This is a genomic window from Pseudomonas sp. BB438 (genome assembly GCF_057180225.1).
On record NZ_CM170001.1, the window covers coordinates 1773665 to 1790096 of the forward strand.

15 protein-coding genes are annotated in these 16432 nt (G+C 65.2%); 11 read left to right on the forward strand and 4 right to left on the reverse strand.

Annotation, left to right across the window (positions count from 1 at the left end; all coding sequences use genetic code 11):
* Nucleotides 1-102: 102 nt before the first annotated feature.
* The 8 genes from prfB (at nt 103) to AC1ZV1_RS08285 (ending at nt 7761) form a co-directional block, all read left to right on the forward strand.
* Nucleotides 103-1198, forward strand: a protein-coding gene (gene prfB, locus AC1ZV1_RS08250; protein WP_138212621.1) for a peptide chain release factor 2 whose coding sequence is annotated in 2 segments (ribosomal slippage) — nt 103-174 and nt 176-1198 — 1095 coding nt in all. Because the reading frame shifts where the segments join, the coding sequence is not laid out codon by codon here.
* Nucleotides 1199-1280: 82 nt separating this feature from the next.
* The gene (gene lysS, locus AC1ZV1_RS08255; RefSeq protein ID WP_484296276.1) at nt 1281-2786 is read left to right on the forward strand and encodes a lysine--tRNA ligase; all 1506 of its coding nucleotides are present in this window, start codon (nt 1281-1283) and stop codon (nt 2784-2786) included.
* Between the two features lie 392 nt (nt 2787-3178).
* Nucleotides 3179-3895 carry a TetR/AcrR family transcriptional regulator gene (locus AC1ZV1_RS08260; RefSeq protein ID WP_484296277.1) on the forward strand — a complete coding sequence of 239 codons (717 nt, stop codon included), beginning with the start codon at nt 3179-3181 and terminating at the stop codon, nt 3893-3895.
* Between the two features lie 107 nt (nt 3896-4002).
* Nucleotides 4003-4566: a hypothetical protein gene (locus AC1ZV1_RS08265; RefSeq protein ID WP_484296278.1), complete on the forward strand. Its 564-nt coding sequence runs from the start codon at nt 4003-4005 to the stop codon at nt 4564-4566.
* Nucleotides 4563-5867 carry a flavohemoglobin expression-modulating QEGLA motif protein gene (locus tag AC1ZV1_RS08270; RefSeq protein WP_484296279.1) on the forward strand — a complete coding sequence of 435 codons (1305 nt, stop codon included), beginning with the start codon at nt 4563-4565 and terminating at the stop codon, nt 5865-5867. Before AC1ZV1_RS08265 ends, AC1ZV1_RS08270 begins: the two co-directional genes overlap by 4 nt.
* 87 nt (nt 5868-5954) lie before the next feature.
* A complete protein-coding gene (locus tag AC1ZV1_RS08275; protein ID WP_484296280.1) occupies nt 5955-6890 on the forward strand; it encodes an alpha/beta hydrolase in 936 nt (311 codons plus the stop codon).
* Nucleotides 6887-7213: a PA3694 family proteiin gene (locus AC1ZV1_RS08280; protein ID WP_484296281.1), complete on the forward strand. Its 327-nt coding sequence runs from the start codon at nt 6887-6889 to the stop codon at nt 7211-7213. Before AC1ZV1_RS08275 ends, AC1ZV1_RS08280 begins: the two co-directional genes overlap by 4 nt.
* A gap of 38 nt (nt 7214-7251) precedes the next feature.
* On the forward strand, nt 7252-7761 hold the full coding sequence (locus AC1ZV1_RS08285; protein WP_484296282.1) for an O-acetyl-ADP-ribose deacetylase: 510 nt from the start codon (nt 7252-7254) through the stop codon (nt 7759-7761).
* Between the two features lie 70 nt (nt 7762-7831).
* On the opposite strand, the gene lptF is transcribed toward AC1ZV1_RS08285, so the two are convergent.
* The 3 genes from lptF to AC1ZV1_RS08300 form a co-directional block, all read right to left on the reverse strand.
* Nucleotides 7832-8623, reverse strand: coding sequence for a lipotoxin F family OmpA-related lipoprotein LptF (gene lptF / locus AC1ZV1_RS08290; RefSeq protein ID WP_484296283.1), 792 nt, complete (start codon nt 8621-8623; stop codon nt 7832-7834).
* A gap of 37 nt (nt 8624-8660) precedes the next feature.
* Nucleotides 8661-9071 (reverse strand): DUF4398 domain-containing protein, encoded by a 411-nt coding sequence (locus AC1ZV1_RS08295; protein ID WP_484296284.1) that lies wholly within the window; start codon nt 9069-9071, stop codon nt 8661-8663.
* A 176-nt stretch (nt 9072-9247) separates the two neighbouring features.
* Nucleotides 9248-11602, reverse strand: coding sequence for a heavy metal translocating P-type ATPase (locus tag AC1ZV1_RS08300; RefSeq protein WP_484296285.1), 2355 nt, complete (start codon nt 11600-11602; stop codon nt 9248-9250).
* Between the two features lie 87 nt (nt 11603-11689).
* Between AC1ZV1_RS08300 and cadR the strand changes: the two genes are divergently transcribed.
* Nucleotides 11690-12157 (forward strand): Cd(II)/Pb(II)-responsive transcriptional regulator, encoded by a 468-nt coding sequence (gene cadR, locus AC1ZV1_RS08305; RefSeq protein ID WP_017521130.1) that lies wholly within the window; start codon nt 11690-11692, stop codon nt 12155-12157.
* A 134-nt stretch (nt 12158-12291) separates the two neighbouring features.
* On the opposite strand, the gene AC1ZV1_RS08310 is transcribed toward cadR, so the two are convergent.
* On the reverse strand, nt 12292-12627 hold the full coding sequence (locus tag AC1ZV1_RS08310; RefSeq protein ID WP_484296286.1) for a pilin assembly protein: 336 nt from the start codon (nt 12625-12627) through the stop codon (nt 12292-12294).
* A gap of 208 nt (nt 12628-12835) precedes the next feature.
* Between AC1ZV1_RS08310 and ppc the strand changes: the two genes are divergently transcribed.
* On the forward strand, nt 12836-15472 hold the full coding sequence (ppc, locus tag AC1ZV1_RS08315; protein ID WP_484296287.1) for a phosphoenolpyruvate carboxylase: 2637 nt from the start codon (nt 12836-12838) through the stop codon (nt 15470-15472).
* Nucleotides 15473-15720: 248 nt separating this feature from the next.
* On the forward strand, nt 15721-16368 hold the full coding sequence (gene adk / locus AC1ZV1_RS08320) for an adenylate kinase (protein ID WP_088417914.1): 648 nt from the start codon (nt 15721-15723) through the stop codon (nt 16366-16368).
* Nucleotides 16369-16432 lie beyond the last annotated feature (64 nt).

A 16432-nucleotide genomic window follows, 5' to 3' on the forward strand; every position in this document is an offset into this window, starting at 1 on the left:
GGAAACGGTGGGCGTGCTTTGTCGTAAAGCCTGAAAGGGCGCCGAAAAATCACGTATACTTGCCGGCTTTTCTACGCCCTTTACCCGTGAGAGATGCCCGCCATGGAAATCCAACCGATCCTCAACAGCATCAAGGACCTCTCCGACCGTACCCATTCGATTCGGGGGTATCTTTGACTACGATCTGAAACATGATCGTCTGATCGAAGTAAACCGCGAACTGGAAGACCCGGCGGTCTGGAACAAGCCCGAATACGCCCAGAACCTGGGCCGCGAGCGCGCCATGCTGGCGCAGATCGTCGAGACCCTCGACGAACTCACCGGCGGCCTGGCTGACTCCCGCGACCTGCTCGACATGGCGGTCGAGGAGAATGACGAGGGCGCCGTCGGCGACGTCGAAGCCGAAGTCCAGCGCCTGCGCGAAATCCTCGAGAAGCTCGAGTTCCGCCGCATGTTCAGTGGCGAGATGGACCCCAACAACGCCTACCTGGACATCCAGGCCGGCTCCGGCGGCACCGAAGCCCAGGACTGGGCCAACATGCTCCTGCGCATGTACCTGCGCTGGGCTGACAAGAACGGCTTCAGCGCCGAGATCGTCGAACTCTCCGAAGGTGAAGTCGCCGGTATCAAGGGCGCCACCGTGCACATCAAGGGCGAGTACGCCTTCGGTTGGCTGCGCACCGAGATCGGTGTGCACCGTCTGGTGCGCAAGAGCCCGTTCGACTCCGGCAACCGTCGCCATACCTCGTTCACCGCGGTGTTCGTCTCGCCGGAAATCGACGACAACATCGAGATCGAGATCAACCCGGCCGACCTGCGCATCGACACCTACCGCTCCTCCGGCGCGGGCGGTCAGCACGTGAACACCACCGATTCCGCGGTGCGTATCACCCACGTGCCGACCAATACCGTGGTGGCGTGCCAGAACGAACGCTCCCAGCACGCCAACAAGGACACCGCCATGAAAATGCTGCGGGCCCGGTTGTACGAGCAGGAAATGCAGAAACGCACTGCCGCCTCGCAGGCGCTGGAAGACACCAAGTCCGATATCGGCTGGGGCCACCAGATCCGTTCCTACGTGCTCGACCAGTCGCGCATCAAGGACCTGCGTACCGGCGTGGAACGCAGCGATTGCGACAAGGTGCTCGACGGCGACCTGAACGAGTATCTGGAAGCCAGCCTGAAACAAGGCCTGTAAACAGCACCGAAGCGGGGCGGGCCCTGCGGCCCGCTCCCGCCAGTAACCCCTATTGATCAAGACGCCAGGCAGATAGACGACCATGAGCGACCAACAACTCGACCAGCACGAACTGCAACAGGAAGAAAACAAGCTGATCGCCCAGCGCAAGGAAAAGCTTGCCGCCGTGCGTGAAGCCAAGGCCATCGCCTTCCCCAATGACTTCCGCCGTGAAAACTACTTCGCGGACCTGCAGAAACAGTACGAAACCGCGACCAAGGAAGAGCTCGAAGCAGCTGCCATCCCGGTCAAGGTTGCCGGTCGCATCATGCTCAACCGCGGTTCGTTCATCGTTCTGCAGGACAGCAGCGGCCGCCTGCAGGCATACGTGAACCGCAAGACCCTGCCGGAAGAGACGCTGGCCGAGATCAAGACCTGGGACCTGGGCGACATCATCGGCGCCGAAGGTACCCTGGCCCGTTCCGGCAAGGGCGACCTGTACGTCGAGATGACCAGCGTGCGCCTGCTGACCAAGTCCCTGCGCCCGCTGCCGGACAAGCACCACGGCCTGACCGACACCGAGCAGCGCTACCGCCAGCGCTACGTCGACCTGATCGTCAACGAGGAAACCCGCCACACCTTCCGCGTGCGTTCCCAGGTGATCGCCCACATCCGTCGTTTCCTGTCCGATCGCGGCTTCCTCGAAGTGGAAACCCCGATGCTGCAGACCATTCCCGGCGGCGCGGCGGCCAAGCCCTTCGAAACCCACCACAACGCGCTGGACATGGCCATGTACCTGCGTATCGCCCCGGAGCTGTACCTCAAGCGCCTGGTGGTCGGTGGCTTCGAGAAGGTCTTCGAGATCAACCGCAACTTCCGTAACGAAGGCGTTTCGACCCGGCACAACCCCGAGTTCACCATGCTCGAGTTCTACCAGGCCTACGCCGACTACGAAGACAACATGGACCTGACCGAGGAGCTGTTCCGCGAGCTGGCCCAGGCTGTGCTCGGCAGCACCGACGTGCCCTACGGCGACAAGGTCTTCCACTTCGGCGAGCCCTTCGCCCGCCTGTCCGTGTTCGATGCCATCCTCAAGTACAACCCGGAACTCACCGCGGCCGACCTGACCGACCTGGAAAAGGCCCGCGCCATCGCCAAGAAGGCCGGCGCCAAAGTCCTCGGCCACGAGGGCCTGGGCAAGTTGCAGGTGATGATTTTCGAAGAACTGGTCGAGCACAAGCTGGAGCAGCCGCACTTCATCACCCAGTACCCGTTCGAAGTGTCCCCGCTGGCCCGCCGCAACGACAACGACCCGAGCGTCACCGACCGCTTCGAGCTGTTCATCGGTGGCCGCGAGATCGCCAACGCCTACTCCGAGCTCAACGACGCCGAAGACCAGGCCGAGCGCTTCATGCTGCAGGTCAAGGAAAAGGACGCCGGTGACGACGAGGCGATGCACTACGACGCCGACTTCGTGAACGCGCTCGAATACGGTATGCCGCCCACCGCTGGCGAAGGCATCGGCATCGACCGCCTGGTGATGCTGCTGACCAACTCGCCGTCGATCCGCGACGTGATCCTGTTCCCGCACATGCGCCCGCAGGCGTAAGCGCAGGAGCTGGACAGAAAGGCCGCCCTCGGGGCGGCCTTTTTTGTTTCTGCGCAGTCGGCTGGCGCCGGAAGCACGCTACTGGAACGCTCCACGCGCGCGATCGAGAGCATGGCCCGCTCCTGCACGTGCCTCCCTGTGGAGTGAAACAGGGCGAAATCGACGCGGCTGCGGGTACAGAATCAGGCCGTATATCATCCGACGAAATGCCTGCTCCCTCCGTGGCTCGGCATTCCTGTGGCACGTCTCACTCCCAGGCCTGATTCCCAGCCGCCTGCTCTGCCTCGCGGCCCGTTCTGTGCGCCGATGTCGCAGCCGTGCAGCGGCAATTGTTTTCCCACAGAAAAGCTCGAACAATGAGCCTTCAGGCCGCGCCGCCGGAGGTAATGCCAGTGACCCACGTGTCCCCGCGAGACAGCGCCGCGCAAGTCGCCAGCGCCATCGCAGAAAGTGTCAAATACCAGGGCCGCAAGGCCAGCCGTCAGGGTAGCGAGCAGCGCCGCCAGGCGATCCTCGACGCCGCCCTGCGGATCATCGTGCGTGATGGCGTCCGCGCCGTGCGCCACCGTGCCGTGGCCGCCGAGGCTGGTGTGCCGCTATCGGCCACCACCTACTATTTCAAGGACATCCAGGATCTCATCACCGACACCTTCGCGCTCTTCGTCGAACGCAGCGCCGAGGCCCTGTCGACCTTCTGGAGCAGCGTCGAGGGTGATCTCCAGGCCATGGCCGCCGGCCTTGCCGAGGACGATCCGCAGGCGCGCCGCGAACTGACCGCCAACATCGTCGAGCTGGCGATCCAGTACGTCATGGTCCAGCTCAACGAGCGTCGCGAGCATCTGCTGGCCGAGCAGGCCTTCCGCCAGGAAGCGCTGCTCAACCCGAGCCTCAGTGATCTGGCGCAGCGCCACCGCCGCATTCTGTCCCTGGGCGTGGTGCATTTCTTCGAAGTGCTCGGTTCCAGACAGCCCGAGCAGGATGCCCGGGTGTTGACGGCCATCATCCTGCAGATGGAGTATCAGGGCCTGCTGGACGGGGCCGATCACCTGCAGATCGAGGAAATGCGTGCCATCCTTAGCCGCTATCTCGACCTGGTGATGGGCCTGTAGCTCCCGCAGTTGCATTCCGACCCCGCCATCCGGCGGGGTTTTCGTGTCGGAACTCCGGACGCCTGCGTGCATCGCATGGAAAGTCATCCGGACCTAAGGAGGGCGTGATGAAAGTCTGGCGTGCACTGCTGCTGTTGAGCATCTGCCTGCTCAGTGGCTGTCTGGTGACGTTCAAGGACCCGATTCCGGCCAACGAGCCCGCGCCGGCTCACCTGCTGGGCCAGTGGTCGCGTGTGGACGAGTACGGCGAGGAGCAGTTCCTCGACATCACCCGCTCCGGCTCCAACCTCTATCGTGCGCTCAGCTACGTCGACAGCAAGGACAACACCGACAGCGTCGAGGACTTCGGCTTTACCGTCGCTCACCACGGCAAGCGCTGGTACCTTTCGGCCGGCCTGCCGAAAAGCATGGGCGGCAACTTCGCGCTGGCCGGGTTCGAGATCACCGACAAGGACGAACTGGTGATCTATAACCTGGATGTCGACCACATCCTGCAGGACATGAAGGACGGCTCGCTCAAGGGCGAGAAGGTCGACACCGAGCAGGGCGCCGGCGCCCTGGTGAGCAGCCCGCTGGCCGAGGTGATCACCTACCTGAACGATCCGGCCAACTCCGACGTGTTCGTAGAAGCGCTGCGCTTTTCGCGCGTGACCCAGGGAGACCAGCAATGACCCCACGGCGCAAGAAGTCCACGCCCAACGAATACCAGCAGATCATCCGTGGCCTGTCCGACCGTATCGTCGAGGCGCAGACGCCGATCCGCGTGCTCGATGCGATCAAGTGGGACGACGGCATCCGCGATGACTTCCTCAAGGGGCGCGGCAAGCACGCGCCCAAGGTCGACCGCAGCTACTACGACAGTCGCCCGCTGTCCTTCGACAGCAGCGCGAAGAAGCAGGAGTTCCAGAACATCGAGCGCGACATCACCCGCCACCTCGGACAGTTCAACCCGGTCGGGCAGATCATGCGGCGCATGTGCAAGGAATACCGCATGGTCATCCGCATGCTGGAGGCGCGCGGCACTCAGGACTTCGGGCTGATCTCCCAGGAACTCTACGGCTCCGCCTCCGACGCCTTCCATGCCGGCGACCCGACCCTGGCGGACCTCGGGCTGATGCTCTCGGATTACCTGAACAACATCGCCGACCGCGGCGACCTCAAGGACGAACCCAAGACGCTCACCGCCAGCGATGCGGTGAAGATGCTGCAGGAGCGGCTGAACCAGGTGTTCGACGGCAAGGAAGACACCATCCGCGTCTTCGAGTCCGACGGCATCGTCGCTGACGCCGCCGCGGGCGCCGACTACATCAAGGTGCGCGCCGACGCCATGTTCAACGAGCGCGATGTGCGCGCGCTGGAGGTCCATGAGGGGCTGGTGCACGTCGGCACCACGCTCAACGGGCTCAATCAGCCGATCTGCACCTTCCTCGCCAAGGGCCCGCCGTCCTCCACCGTGACCCAGGAAGGCCTGGCGATCCTGATGGAAGTGATCGCCTTCGCCTCCTACCCCACGCGCCTGCGCAAGCTCACCAACCGCACCCGCGCCATCCACATGGCCGAGGAGGGAGCGGACTTCATGGAGGTGTTCACCTTCTATCGCGACCAGGGCTACAGCCAGGAAAGCAGCTACCAGAACTCCAGCCGTGTGTTCCGTGGCTCGACGCCGGCCGGCCTGCCGTTCACCAAGGACCTGTCATACCTCAAGGGTTTCATCCTGATCTACAACTACATCCAGCTCGCCGTGCGCAAGGGCAAGCTGGAGCAGATCCCGCTGCTGTTCTGCGGCAAGGCGACCCTGGAAGACATGCGCACCCTGCGCCAACTGGTGGACGAGGGCCTGGTGGTGCCGCCCAAGTACCTGCCGCCGCAGTTCCGCGACCTCAACGCGCTGTCGGCGTGGATGTGCTTCTCCAACTTCCTCAATCACCTCAGCCTCGATCGCATCGAGGCGGATTACGCCAATATCCTCTAACCTGCCGATCACCCTGCAGGAGCGCGCCATGCCGGCGATCGCACGCATGGCGCGCTTCTACAGGTCAGCTCCAAGGATGACTTGCCGATGCTCCGTTGCTTCAAGGCCGCTGCCCTCACGCTACTCCTCGCACTCGGCGGCTGCAGCTCGCTGCTGTTCTACCCCAGTGACGACGTTGCCATTACCCCGGCCCGCGCCAAGCTCGACTACCGTGATGTCACGCTGACCACGGCCGACGGCGTGAAGCTCGCCGGCTGGTGGCTGCCGGCGAAGGCGGGAGTTCCGGTAAAGGGCACCGTGCTGCACCTGCACGGCAACGGCGGCAACATGGCCTGGCACCTGGGCGGGGCCTACTGGTTACCGGAGCAGGGCTACCAGGTCCTGATGGTGGATTACCGTGGCTACGGGCGCTCCGAGGGGGAGCCGAGCCTGCCGGCGATCTACCAGGACATCGACGCCGCCTTCGCCTGGCTGGACAAGGCGCCGGACGTGCAGGGCAAACCGGTGATCCTGCTCGGCCAGAGCCTGGGCGGCGCCATGGCCGTGCATTACCTTGGCCTGCACCCCGAGCGGCAGAAACAGTTGCACGCGGTGGTGCTCGATGGCGTGCCGGCGAGCTATCGCGACGTGGCGCAGTACACCCTCGGTACCAGCTGGCTGACCTGGCCGCTGCAGGTGCCGCTGTCCTGGCTGGTGCCCGATGGCGACAGTGCCATTCGGTCCATGCCGCGACTTACTGGCGCACCCGTGCTGTTCTTCCACAGCATCGACGATACCATTGTGCCCCTGGACAACGGCCTGAGCCTCTACAAGGTCGCGCCGCCGCCCAAGGTCTTCCAGCTGACCCGCGGCAACCACGTGGAAACCTTCGGTGAAGCCGTGTGGCGTGAAGTGATGCTGCGCTTCCTCGACGATCCGCAGCACTTCACCGGCCTGCGTCGCCTGGCTGAAGTCCCGAACTCTCCCTCTCCGGCGACGCCACAGGATTCGCAGGCGGACCCGAAACAACAAGGCACCCCATGAACGACCGCAACCCGATTTCCTACATCCTCACCGTCATCGCCACCATCTTCGTCTCGGTCGGCACGCTCTGGTATTACGGCTACCTGCACTTCGCCAAGCCCGAGGATGCGCTGGAACTGACTCAGTTCACCATGCTCAAGAGCATTCCCGGCCAGGACAGCACCAAGCTCTCCCTGGACCCGGCCGACCAACAGGCACAGTGCATCGATGGCGTTCTGGTGATGTTCGACATGACCCAGAAGGGCCTGACCGGCGTGCTGGTCGACGGTCGCAAGCGCGCCGTGCGCTGCATGGGCGAGCAGACCCCGCAAGAGGTCAAGTGACGGCAAGCCCGTCGTCGCAGGCCAAGGGAGCAATCATCATGCGCCATCCCGAGATCCGCGTCTGGCAGGGCGATATCACCCGTCTCGACGTCGATGCCATCGTCAACGCCGCCAACAGCTCGTTGCTGGGCGGCGGTGGTGTCGATGGCGCCATCCACCGGACCGCCGGGCCGGACCTGGTCCACGCCTGCCGCCCGCTGGGTGGCTGCAAGACTGGCCAGGCGAAGATCACCCCCGGCTTCCGCCTGCCCGCGCGCTTCGTTATCCACACCGTCGGGCCGGTCTGGCGCGGCGGTGGGCACGGCGAACCGGAGCTGCTCGCCCAGTGCTACCGGAACTGCCTGCGCCTGGCCGAGGACCACCACCTCACCAGCCTTGCCTTCCCCGCCATCAGCACCGGCATCTACGGCTATCCCGCCGATGCGGCCGCGCAGGTTGCCGTGGACGAGTTGCGTCGTCCACGTGGGGAGGGGAGTTCATTGAAGGAAGTAGTGCTGGTGCATTTCTCGACGGAAATGGCGGAACTGTATCGGCGACTGCTCGATTGAGCGCCCCGGACCGTAGGATGGGTGTCGCTGCGCTCCACGCCATCCTACGAGAGCGCTCTATCCCGATGACTCAGTTGGCGCTGCTCACCGAAGAGCGCGGCTGCACCGGATTGGCGTCGTTGGAGATGGTGACCTCGACGCGACGGTTCATCGCGCGGCCGGCCGCGGTGGCGTTGCTCGACACCGGGTACTCCTTGCCATAGCCACGGGTAGTGACCCGCTCGGGCGAAACGCCCTGGCTCAGCAGCGCCATGCGCACGGCATCGGCGCGGCGCTCGGACAGGCTCTGGTTATACGAAGCCGAGCCACTGCTGTCGGTGTAGCCCTCGATGATCACCTTGCGCTCCGGGTTCTGCTGCAGGAAACCGGCGAGGTTCTGCACATTACCCATGGCGCCGGGCTTGAGCTCCGCGCGGTCGAGGTCGAACAGCACGTCGCCGAAGGACACCATGGTCCCGCGCGAGGTCTGCTTGGCGTTCAGCTCACCCTTGAGCTTGTTCAACTGTGCGGTACGGGCATCCAGACGGGCTTGTGCGCGCTGGGCCGAGGTGTTCTTCATCTGGTCCTCGGCGTTGCGCAGGGCCACCGTCTGGTTGGCCAGTTCGATGCGTTGCTGGGTCAGGTACGCCAGCTGGTCGACATCCTTCGGATCGGCACCGTCACGGTAGGCCTTGTCGGTCTTGGCCAGCCAGTCGCCCGCATCCTTGGTTTCCAGCGCGGCCTGCTGAGTGGCCTGGGGTTCGGCCTGCAGGGCCTGGAAGTCGCTGCGGGCTTTCTCCAGATTGGCATTGGGCGGCGTGGAGCAGGCGGCCAGCGCCAGGGCGAGGGTGGAGATGGCGGGCAGTGCGATGAGCTTGTTCATGTCGAAATTCCTTATATGACCGGACGTAGGGGAGGGATCACTGGGCCTGCTGCAGGCCTTCCTGACGCAACTCCATCACGCCCTGCTGGGCGTCCTTGACGTTGTTCTGGGCCTTCACGGCTTGCGATTTGCGTTCGGCCACACGAGCGTCCCATTCAGCCTGCTGGGCCAGGCGCTTGGCCTGCTCGTATTCCTTGTCGTTCAGGGCGATGCGCGCCTGGGCGAGTTTGTCCTGGGCATTCTTGGTTTCGACCGGAGCGAATTCCGGACCACCGGAGCTGACGGCGGCGTTCACCGCCGATTCGGTGACGGCCATCTGTTCGCTGGGCGGGTTGCCGGCGCAGCCAGCCAGCAGCACGGCGCTGCCGAGGGCGAGCAGCCCAAGGCGCAGGGACGCGCAGGTGGAGACGGTCGGGACGGTTCGAGCGCTCTGAGATTTCAGTTCCATTGGGTGAGTCCTCTGACGTTTGGTAAGGGGTTCCCTCGGCGATTCGAGTGCCGGTGGATGCCTGCCACGCGGGTCTGCGGCTTCGTCGGCATCTGATTAGGGGACTAAGTGTTTTGTCAGGGGGTTCAAAAAAAATGCCCGCCGGAGTGGCGGGCATGCGGGACGATCCACTGGAATCAGCCGCGATGGCGCAGCAATCTCAGCCCGTTGAAGACCACCAGCAGGCTGGCGCCCATGTCGGCGAAGACCGCCATCCACAAGGTGCCTTCACCGGCCAGGGTGAGGGCGAGGAACACCGCCTTGATGCCCAGTGCGAGCGTGATGTTCTGGATCAGCACGCGGTGGGTCTGGCGTGACAGGCGAATGAAGGACGGCAGTTTGCGCAGGTCGTCGTCCATCAGCGCGACACCGGCGGTTTCGATGGCCGTGTCCGTACCCGCTGCGCCCATGGCGAAGCCAATGTCGGCGCGGGCCAGGGCAGGGGCGTCGTTGATGCCATCGCCGACCATGCCGACGCGTTTGCCGCCTTCCTGGCGTTGCTTCACTTCGCGCAGCTTGTCCTCGGGCAGCAGATTGCCCAGCGCCGCGTCGATGCCCACCTGGGCGCCGATGGCGTTGGCGGTGTGCGGGTTGTCGCCGGTCAGCATCAGCGTCTTCACGCCCAGTTCGTGCAGTTGGGCGACGGCTTCACGGCTGGTTTCCTTGACGCCATCGGCCACGGCGAACAGCGCCAGCGGGCCGTCGGCATCGAGCAATACGATGACCGTCTTGCCCTGCTGTTCGAGGGCATCGAGACGGGCCTCCAGCTCTCTTGAGCACAGTTCCAGTTCCTCCACCAGGCGGTGGTTGCCCAGGTGGTAGGTGTGGCCGTCGATCTCGCCTTTGACACCGCGGCCGGGTAGGGCGGTCAGCTCGCCGACGCTGTACAGCGCGATGTTGTCCGCCTCGGCAGCCTGGGCCACGGCGTGCGACACGGGGTGGTCCGAGCGCGCGGCGAGACTGGCGGCCAGGGCGCGGACGTCACCGGCGGCGGTTTCCCGCAGGGCGCTGAAGTCGGTCTGGCGCGGGCGACCTTCGGTGAGGGTGCCGGTCTTGTCCAGGGCGATCCACTCCAGCGAGCGGCCCATTTCCAGGAACGCCCCGCCTTTGATCAGGATGCCCAGGCGTGCCGCTGCCGCCAGGCCGCTGACGATGGTCACCGGGGTGGAAATCACCAGGGCGCAAGGACAGGCGATCACCAGCAGGACCAGTGCGCGGTAGACCCAGTCCAGCCAGGCGCCGCCGAAGAACAGCGGGGGCAGCAAGGCGGTAGCGATGGCGATGAGGAACACCGCCGGGGTGTAGATGCGCGAGAACTGGTCGACGAAGCGCTGGGTCGGCGCGCGGGAGCCCTGGGCCTCTTCCACGGCGTGGATGATGCGCGCCAGGGTGCTGTCGTCGGCCACACGGGTGACGCGGTATTCCAGCGCGCTTTCGCCGTTGATGGTGCCGGCGAACAGGGTGTCGCCGGCCTGCTTTTCCACCGGCAGGCTCTCGCCGGTGATGGGCGCCTGGTTGACGCTGGAGCGACCGTCGAGCACCTCGCCGTCCAGCGCGATGCGCTCGCCGGGACGTACCCGCACGCGTGCGCCGAGGGCGACGGACTTGGCGGAGACTTCCAGCCACTGCCCGTCGACCTGCACCGTGGCCTGTTCCGGGGCCAGTTGCAGCAGGCCGCGAATGGCATTGCGTGCGCGGTCCAGCGACTTGGCCTCGATCAGTTCGGCAAGGGCGAACAGCACCGCTACCATCGCCGCTTCCGGCCATTGGCCGATCAGCATGGCGCCGGTCACGGCGATGCTCATCAGGGCGTTGATGTTGAGATTGCGGTTCTTCAGGGCGATCCAGCCCTTGCGGTAGGTCGGCAGGCCCGCGCCAAGAATGGCAGCGATGGCCAGTGCCGCCACCAGCCACTGCGGGCCGATGGCGAACCATTCGAAGAACTCCGCACCCGCTGCCGCAACACCCGCCAGAGCCAGCGGCCACCAGGGCTTCTGCTTGGCGGGCGATGCGGAAGCCGGGGCATTTTCATCCACCGGCTCGGCCTGCATGCCGAGGGAGGCGACCAGTTTCTGCAGCGGCTCGATGCTGTCGAAGCGATGCTGCACGCGAAGCAGGCGTTGCATCAGGTTGAAGTCCAGGTCTTCCACGGCAGACACGCGGCCCAGCGCGTCGCGCAGCAGGCGTTCCTCGGTGGGGCAGTCCATGGCGTCGATGCGCAGGCTGGTCCAGCGCAGCTCGCCGTTGGCCGAACCGGTGGCCGCGGTGGCGGCACTTTCGGCACGCGCACTGCGATCCTCGCCGTGATCATGGGAGTGATCGTGATCGTGATCGTGATCGTGATCATGCGCGTGCGGAGCAGGGGCGGCCGCCGGGGCAGGCAGCAGCGCGCCCTTGTCGCAGCCGCAGCAGCCGGCGGCTTCGTGTTCGCGGTGCTGTTGCTGGCGTGGGACAGGGCCGTGGATGATCGGCCCCTGGCGATTGGCAGTCATGTCGTCCGTTCCTGTTTGACGAGTTACTGCTGATTGCACACCCTGTAGCAACTACAGAGTCAAGCGTCCGTTGGCGAGGAGTCGCACATGAAGATCGGTGAACTGGCGAAACTGACCGGCTGCCCGGTGGAAACCATCCGCTACTACGAGCGTGAAGGCCTGTTGCCTGCGCCATCGCGCAGCGAAGGCAACTACCGGCAGTACGACGCCAGCCATGTCGAACGGCTGTCGTTCATCCGCCATTGCCGTTCGCTGGACATGACCCAGGAGGAAATCCGCATCCTCCTCGGCCTGCGTGATCGCCCCGAATCCGATTGCGGCACCGCCAACCGGCTGATCGACGAACACCTGCACCATGTCGAGGTGCGCATCGCCGAGCTGCAGTCGCTCAGCCAGCAACTGCGTGACCTGCGCGCGCAGTGCCAGGGGGAGGGCAACAGCGAGGATTGCGGCATCCTGCGGGAACTGGAGCAGCCGGCGGAGCCGTCGGTGATTCCGGAGGCCTGTGCCGAGGCCGGGCACTTGCATGTGCCCGGCGTCCACGGACGGCACTGATCGACTTCTTGTAGGAGCAAGCTCGCTGCTACAGGTAATGCAAATGCCCCGGCGACCCTTAGGGCGCATGACGCACCAGCGTTATCCGCCCTACGGAAAACCACACGCCCCGGCAACTACCGGGGCATTCTCGTTCAGGAGTGCTCGGCCTCCGTCAGCTCGTGCAGGTACTTGCGCGACAGGGCCAGGAAGCGCGGTGTCGGGCCGATGTCCTCGTAGATCGGGTCGCCCTGTTCGTCCTGTGCGACTACCTTCTGCCCCTGCACGTAGGGGAAGCTCGCCTCCAGTTCCTCCAGCGCCGCGTTGACCAATTCCCCCAGCAGCTCCTCGACGCTGCGCTTGGGGTACATGTCATGCAGCGCGGCCAGACGCGCGGCCGTCTCGACGTCCAGCGGGATGCTGTACTGGTGGTTGGTCATGCGCCCCCTGGCGTTCTTTTCCCAATGGCGTACCAGCTCGCGGATTTTCATGTTCACCTCTAGGGTCGTTGCGTGGCGGTCGGCCCTCGTGAGGTCGCCGCAGGTTTTCCCGTCGATGGGGATAACTTTCAGCCTAGACGTTGTCCGAGCAGGATTGCGGGCGTTCGTCGAGCGCTTGCCTGCCGGCCTGGCCGGCGGCACTGTGAAACCCACCGACGCCCGTTCTCTCAGACAAGAGCTCTCTCTCCAGGAGACTGCAATGCCGGATATCGATGCGCGCCTGCGCGAGGACGTTCACCTGCTCGGCGAATTGCTCGGGCGGACCATCCGTGCCCAGTACGGCCAGGGCTTTCTCGACAAGATCGAGCTGATCCGCACGGGCGCCAAGGCCGCCCGGCGCGGCTCGGCCGAAGGCGCCAGGCAGCTCACCGCGACCCTCGATGGCCTGGGTGAGGACGAACTGTTGCCGGTGGCGCGCGCCTTCAACCAGTTCCTCAACCTGGCCAATATCGCCGAGCAATACCACCGCATCCGGCGGCGCACGGCCAAGGAGCCGGAGCCGTTCGAGAACCGTGTGCTGGCGGAGTTGCTGGGTCGCCTGCGCAAGTCCGGCCTGGGTGCCGAGGGGCTGGCGCGGCAGGTGGCGGAGCTGGAGATCGAGCTGGTGCTCACCGCGCATCCCACCGAAGTGGCGCGCCGCACACTGATCCAGAAATACGACGCCATCACCGCGCAACTGGCCGCCGGTGACCACTCCGACCTGTTGCCCGAAGAGCGCCAGGCGGTGCAGGAAAAGCTCCAGCGGCTGATCGCCGAGGCCTGGCACACCGACGAGATCCGTCGCACCCGTCCGACTCCGGTGGACGAGGCGAAGTGGGGGTTCGCGGTGATCGAGCATTCCCTCTGGCACGCACTGCCGGATTTCCTCCGTCACGTCGATCGCACCTTGCAGGAGACCCTTGGCGAGCGCCTGCCGCTGACTGCCGCGCCGATCCGTTTCGCTTCCTGGATGGGCGGTGACCGCGATGGCAACCCCAATGTCACCGCCGCCATCACACGCGAGGTGCTGCTGCTGGCGCGCTGGATGGCCGCCGACCTGTATCTGCGCGACGTCGACAGCCTGGCCGCGGACCTGTCCATGCAGCAGGCCAGTGATGAACTGCGCGCTGAAGTGGGCGACCTCGCCGAGCCGTATCGCGCACTGCTCAAGCAACTGCGCGAACGCCTGCGCGCCACCCGTGCCTGGGCTGAGCGCGCCATCCATACCGGCGAGGAGCCGGGCGCCGAGGTGCTGCAGGACAACCACGAGCTGGTGGAGCCGTTGCAGCTCTGCTATCGCTCGCTGCAGGCCTGCGGCATGGGCGTGATCGCCGACGGCGCGCTGCTCGACACGTTGCGCCGCGCCGCCACGTTCGGGCTGTTCCTGGCTCGGCTGGACGTGCGCCAGGACTCCACGCGGCATGCGAAGGCGATGGGTGAAATCACCGAGTACCTGGGCCTGGGCAACTACGCCGAGTGGGACGAAAGCGTGCGCCAGGAGTTCCTCCTGGAAGAGCTGGCCAGCCGCCGCCCGCTGCTGCCCTTCGACTTCGATGCATCGCCGGAGACCGCCGAAGTGCTCGCCACCTGCCGCGTGGTGGCACAGGCGCCGGCGGCTTCGCTGGGCTCCTACGTCATCTCCATGGCCGGCCATCCATCCGATGTGCTCGCCGTCCAGCTGCTGCTCAAGGAATGCGGGCTCAAGCGGCCGATGCGCGTGGTGCCGCTGTTCGAGACACTGGATGACCTGGACAACGCCGGCCCCTGCATTGACCGCCTGCTTAGCCTGGACAGCTACCGCACCCGCCTGGCCGGCCCGCAGGAAGTGATGATCGGCTACTCCGACTCGGCCAAGGACGCCGGCACGCTGGCTGCCGCCTGGGCGCAGTACCGCGCCCAGGAAGCGCTGGTGGACATCTGCCGTAACCATGGCGTCGAGCTGCTGCTGTTCCATGGTCGCGGCGGCACGGTTGGCCGTGGCGGCGGACCGGCCCACGCGGCGATCCTCTCGCAGCCGCCGGGCTCGGTGGCGGGGCGTTTCCGTACCACGGAGCAGGGCGAGATGATCCGCTTCAAGTTCGGCCTGCCGGATATCGCCGAGCAGAACCTCAACCTGTACCTCGCCGCCGTGCTCGAAGCCACCCTGCAGCCGCCGCCAGTGCCCGAGCCGGCCTGGCGGGAGGAGATGGACCGCCTGGCCGCCGACGGCGTACTCGCCTACCGCGCGGTGGTGCGGGAGAACCCGCAGTTCGTCGACTATTTCCGCGAGGCGACACCGGAGCAGGAACTGGGCCGATTGCCGCTGGGCAGCCGTCCGGCCAAGCGTCGCGAAGGTGGGGTGGAAAGCCTGCGGGCGATCCCCTGGATCTTCGCCTGGACCCAGACACGCCTGATGTTGCCGGCCTGGCTCGGCTGGGAAGACGCTCTGTTCAAGGCCATCGAGCGCGGTGAAGGCGCATTGCTGGGGCGTATGCGCAAGGAGTGGCCGTTCTTCACCACCCGTATCGACATGCTCGAGATGGTGCTGGCCAAGGCCGACCGGGAAATCGCCCAACTCTACGATGAGCGACTGGTGCAATCGGAACTGCGACCATTAGGTGCGCATTTACGCGACCTATTGTCGCAGTCAGTGCGTGTGGTGCTGGGGCTTACAGGACAATCGCAGCTGCTGGCCCATGCCGCCGAGACACGCGAATCCATCGGCGTGCGAAACACCTATCTGGACCCGCTGCACCTGCTCCAGGCTGAGCTGCTGGCACGCTCGCGGCGCTGTACGGGCGATGCCTGCGGCGGTCTGGAGCAGGCCATGTTGGTGACGGTGGCGGGAATCGCGGCAGGTTTGCGAAATACGGGCTGAGAGGGTGTCACCCCCCACCAAAGGTGGATTGTCGAGCGGCCAGATGAGATTAATTTGATGACTGATCCCGGGTGCAAAACTGGCCCGGGCTCAGCGTGCGCAGTCCTCAAGGCCAGCTTGTGTGGTGGGGGACCGCTGTGTATCGTGAGCAACCTTTCGGCGCACCTCTGCGCCATTCCAAGCATGATGAGATTGGCCCCACGAGGCGGATCCGTGATTTCGCTTAACAAGTATTAAGGAGCATATCGATGCGTGTGATTCTGCTCGGGGCGCCCGGTGCCGGCAAAGGTACCCAGGCTCGCTTCATCACTGAGAAGTTTGGCATTCCGCAGATTTCCACCGGCGACATGCTGCGTGCAGCGGTCAAGGCTGGCACCGAGCTCGGCCTGCAGGCCAAGAGCGTGATGGACGCCGGCGGCCTGGTATCCGATGACCTGATCATCAACCTGGTCAAGGAACGTATCGCCCAACCCGACTGTGCCAAGGGTTTTCTGTTCGACGGCTTCCCGCGCACCATTCCCCAGGCCGAAGCCATGAAGGAAGCGGGCGTTTCCATCGACCACGTGGTCGAGATCGCCGTTGATGACGAAGAAATCGTCGGCCGTATCGCCGGTCGCCGCGTTCACCCGGCCTCGGGTCGCGTCTACCACATCGAGCACAATCCGCCGAAGGTGGCAGGCAAGGACGACGAGACCGGCGAAGACCTCATTCAGCGCGAGGACGACAAGGAAGCCACCGTGCGTCACCGCCTGTCGGTCTATCACTCGCAGACCAAGCCGCTGGTCGACTTCTACCAGAAGCTGGCTGATGCCCAGGGCACCCCGAAGTACACCCGCGTCGAGGGTGTCGGTTCGGTCGAGCAGATCACCGCCAAGGTGCTCGGCGCTCTGAACTGATCCATCGCCGTATCAGCCAAAGGCCCGCACATGCGGGCCTTTGGCGTTTATAATGCGTGCCCGC

Bases quoted from the DNA above. Each gene is read 5' to 3' on its own strand.
- AC1ZV1_RS08285 (WP_484296282.1), top strand. From the start codon at position 7,252: ATGCGCCATCCCGAGATCCGCGTCTGGCAGGGCGATATCACCCGTCTC.
- AC1ZV1_RS08300 (WP_484296285.1), bottom strand. From the start codon at position 11,602: ATGACTGCCAATCGCCAGGGGCCGATCATCCACGGCCCTGTCCCACGC.
- AC1ZV1_RS08265 (WP_484296278.1), top strand. From the start codon at position 4,003: ATGAAAGTCTGGCGTGCACTGCTGCTGTTGAGCATCTGCCTGCTCAGT.
- lysS (WP_484296276.1), top strand. From the start codon at position 1,281: ATGAGCGACCAACAACTCGACCAGCACGAACTGCAACAGGAAGAAAAC.
- AC1ZV1_RS08270 (WP_484296279.1), top strand. From the start codon at position 4,563: ATGACCCCACGGCGCAAGAAGTCCACGCCCAACGAATACCAGCAGATC.
- AC1ZV1_RS08280 (WP_484296281.1), top strand. From the start codon at position 6,887: ATGAACGACCGCAACCCGATTTCCTACATCCTCACCGTCATCGCCACC.
- AC1ZV1_RS08310 (WP_484296286.1), bottom strand. From the start codon at position 12,627: ATGAAAATCCGCGAGCTGGTACGCCATTGGGAAAAGAACGCCAGGGGG.
- lptF (WP_484296283.1), bottom strand. From the start codon at position 8,623: ATGAACAAGCTCATCGCACTGCCCGCCATCTCCACCCTCGCCCTGGCG.
- ppc (WP_484296287.1), top strand. From the start codon at position 12,836: ATGCCGGATATCGATGCGCGCCTGCGCGAGGACGTTCACCTGCTCGGC.
- AC1ZV1_RS08295 (WP_484296284.1), bottom strand. From the start codon at position 9,071: ATGGAACTGAAATCTCAGAGCGCTCGAACCGTCCCGACCGTCTCCACC.
- adk (WP_088417914.1), top strand. From the start codon at position 15,721: ATGCGTGTGATTCTGCTCGGGGCGCCCGGTGCCGGCAAAGGTACCCAG.
- AC1ZV1_RS08275 (WP_484296280.1), top strand. From the start codon at position 5,955: ATGCTCCGTTGCTTCAAGGCCGCTGCCCTCACGCTACTCCTCGCACTC.
- cadR (WP_017521130.1), top strand. From the start codon at position 11,690: ATGAAGATCGGTGAACTGGCGAAACTGACCGGCTGCCCGGTGGAAACC.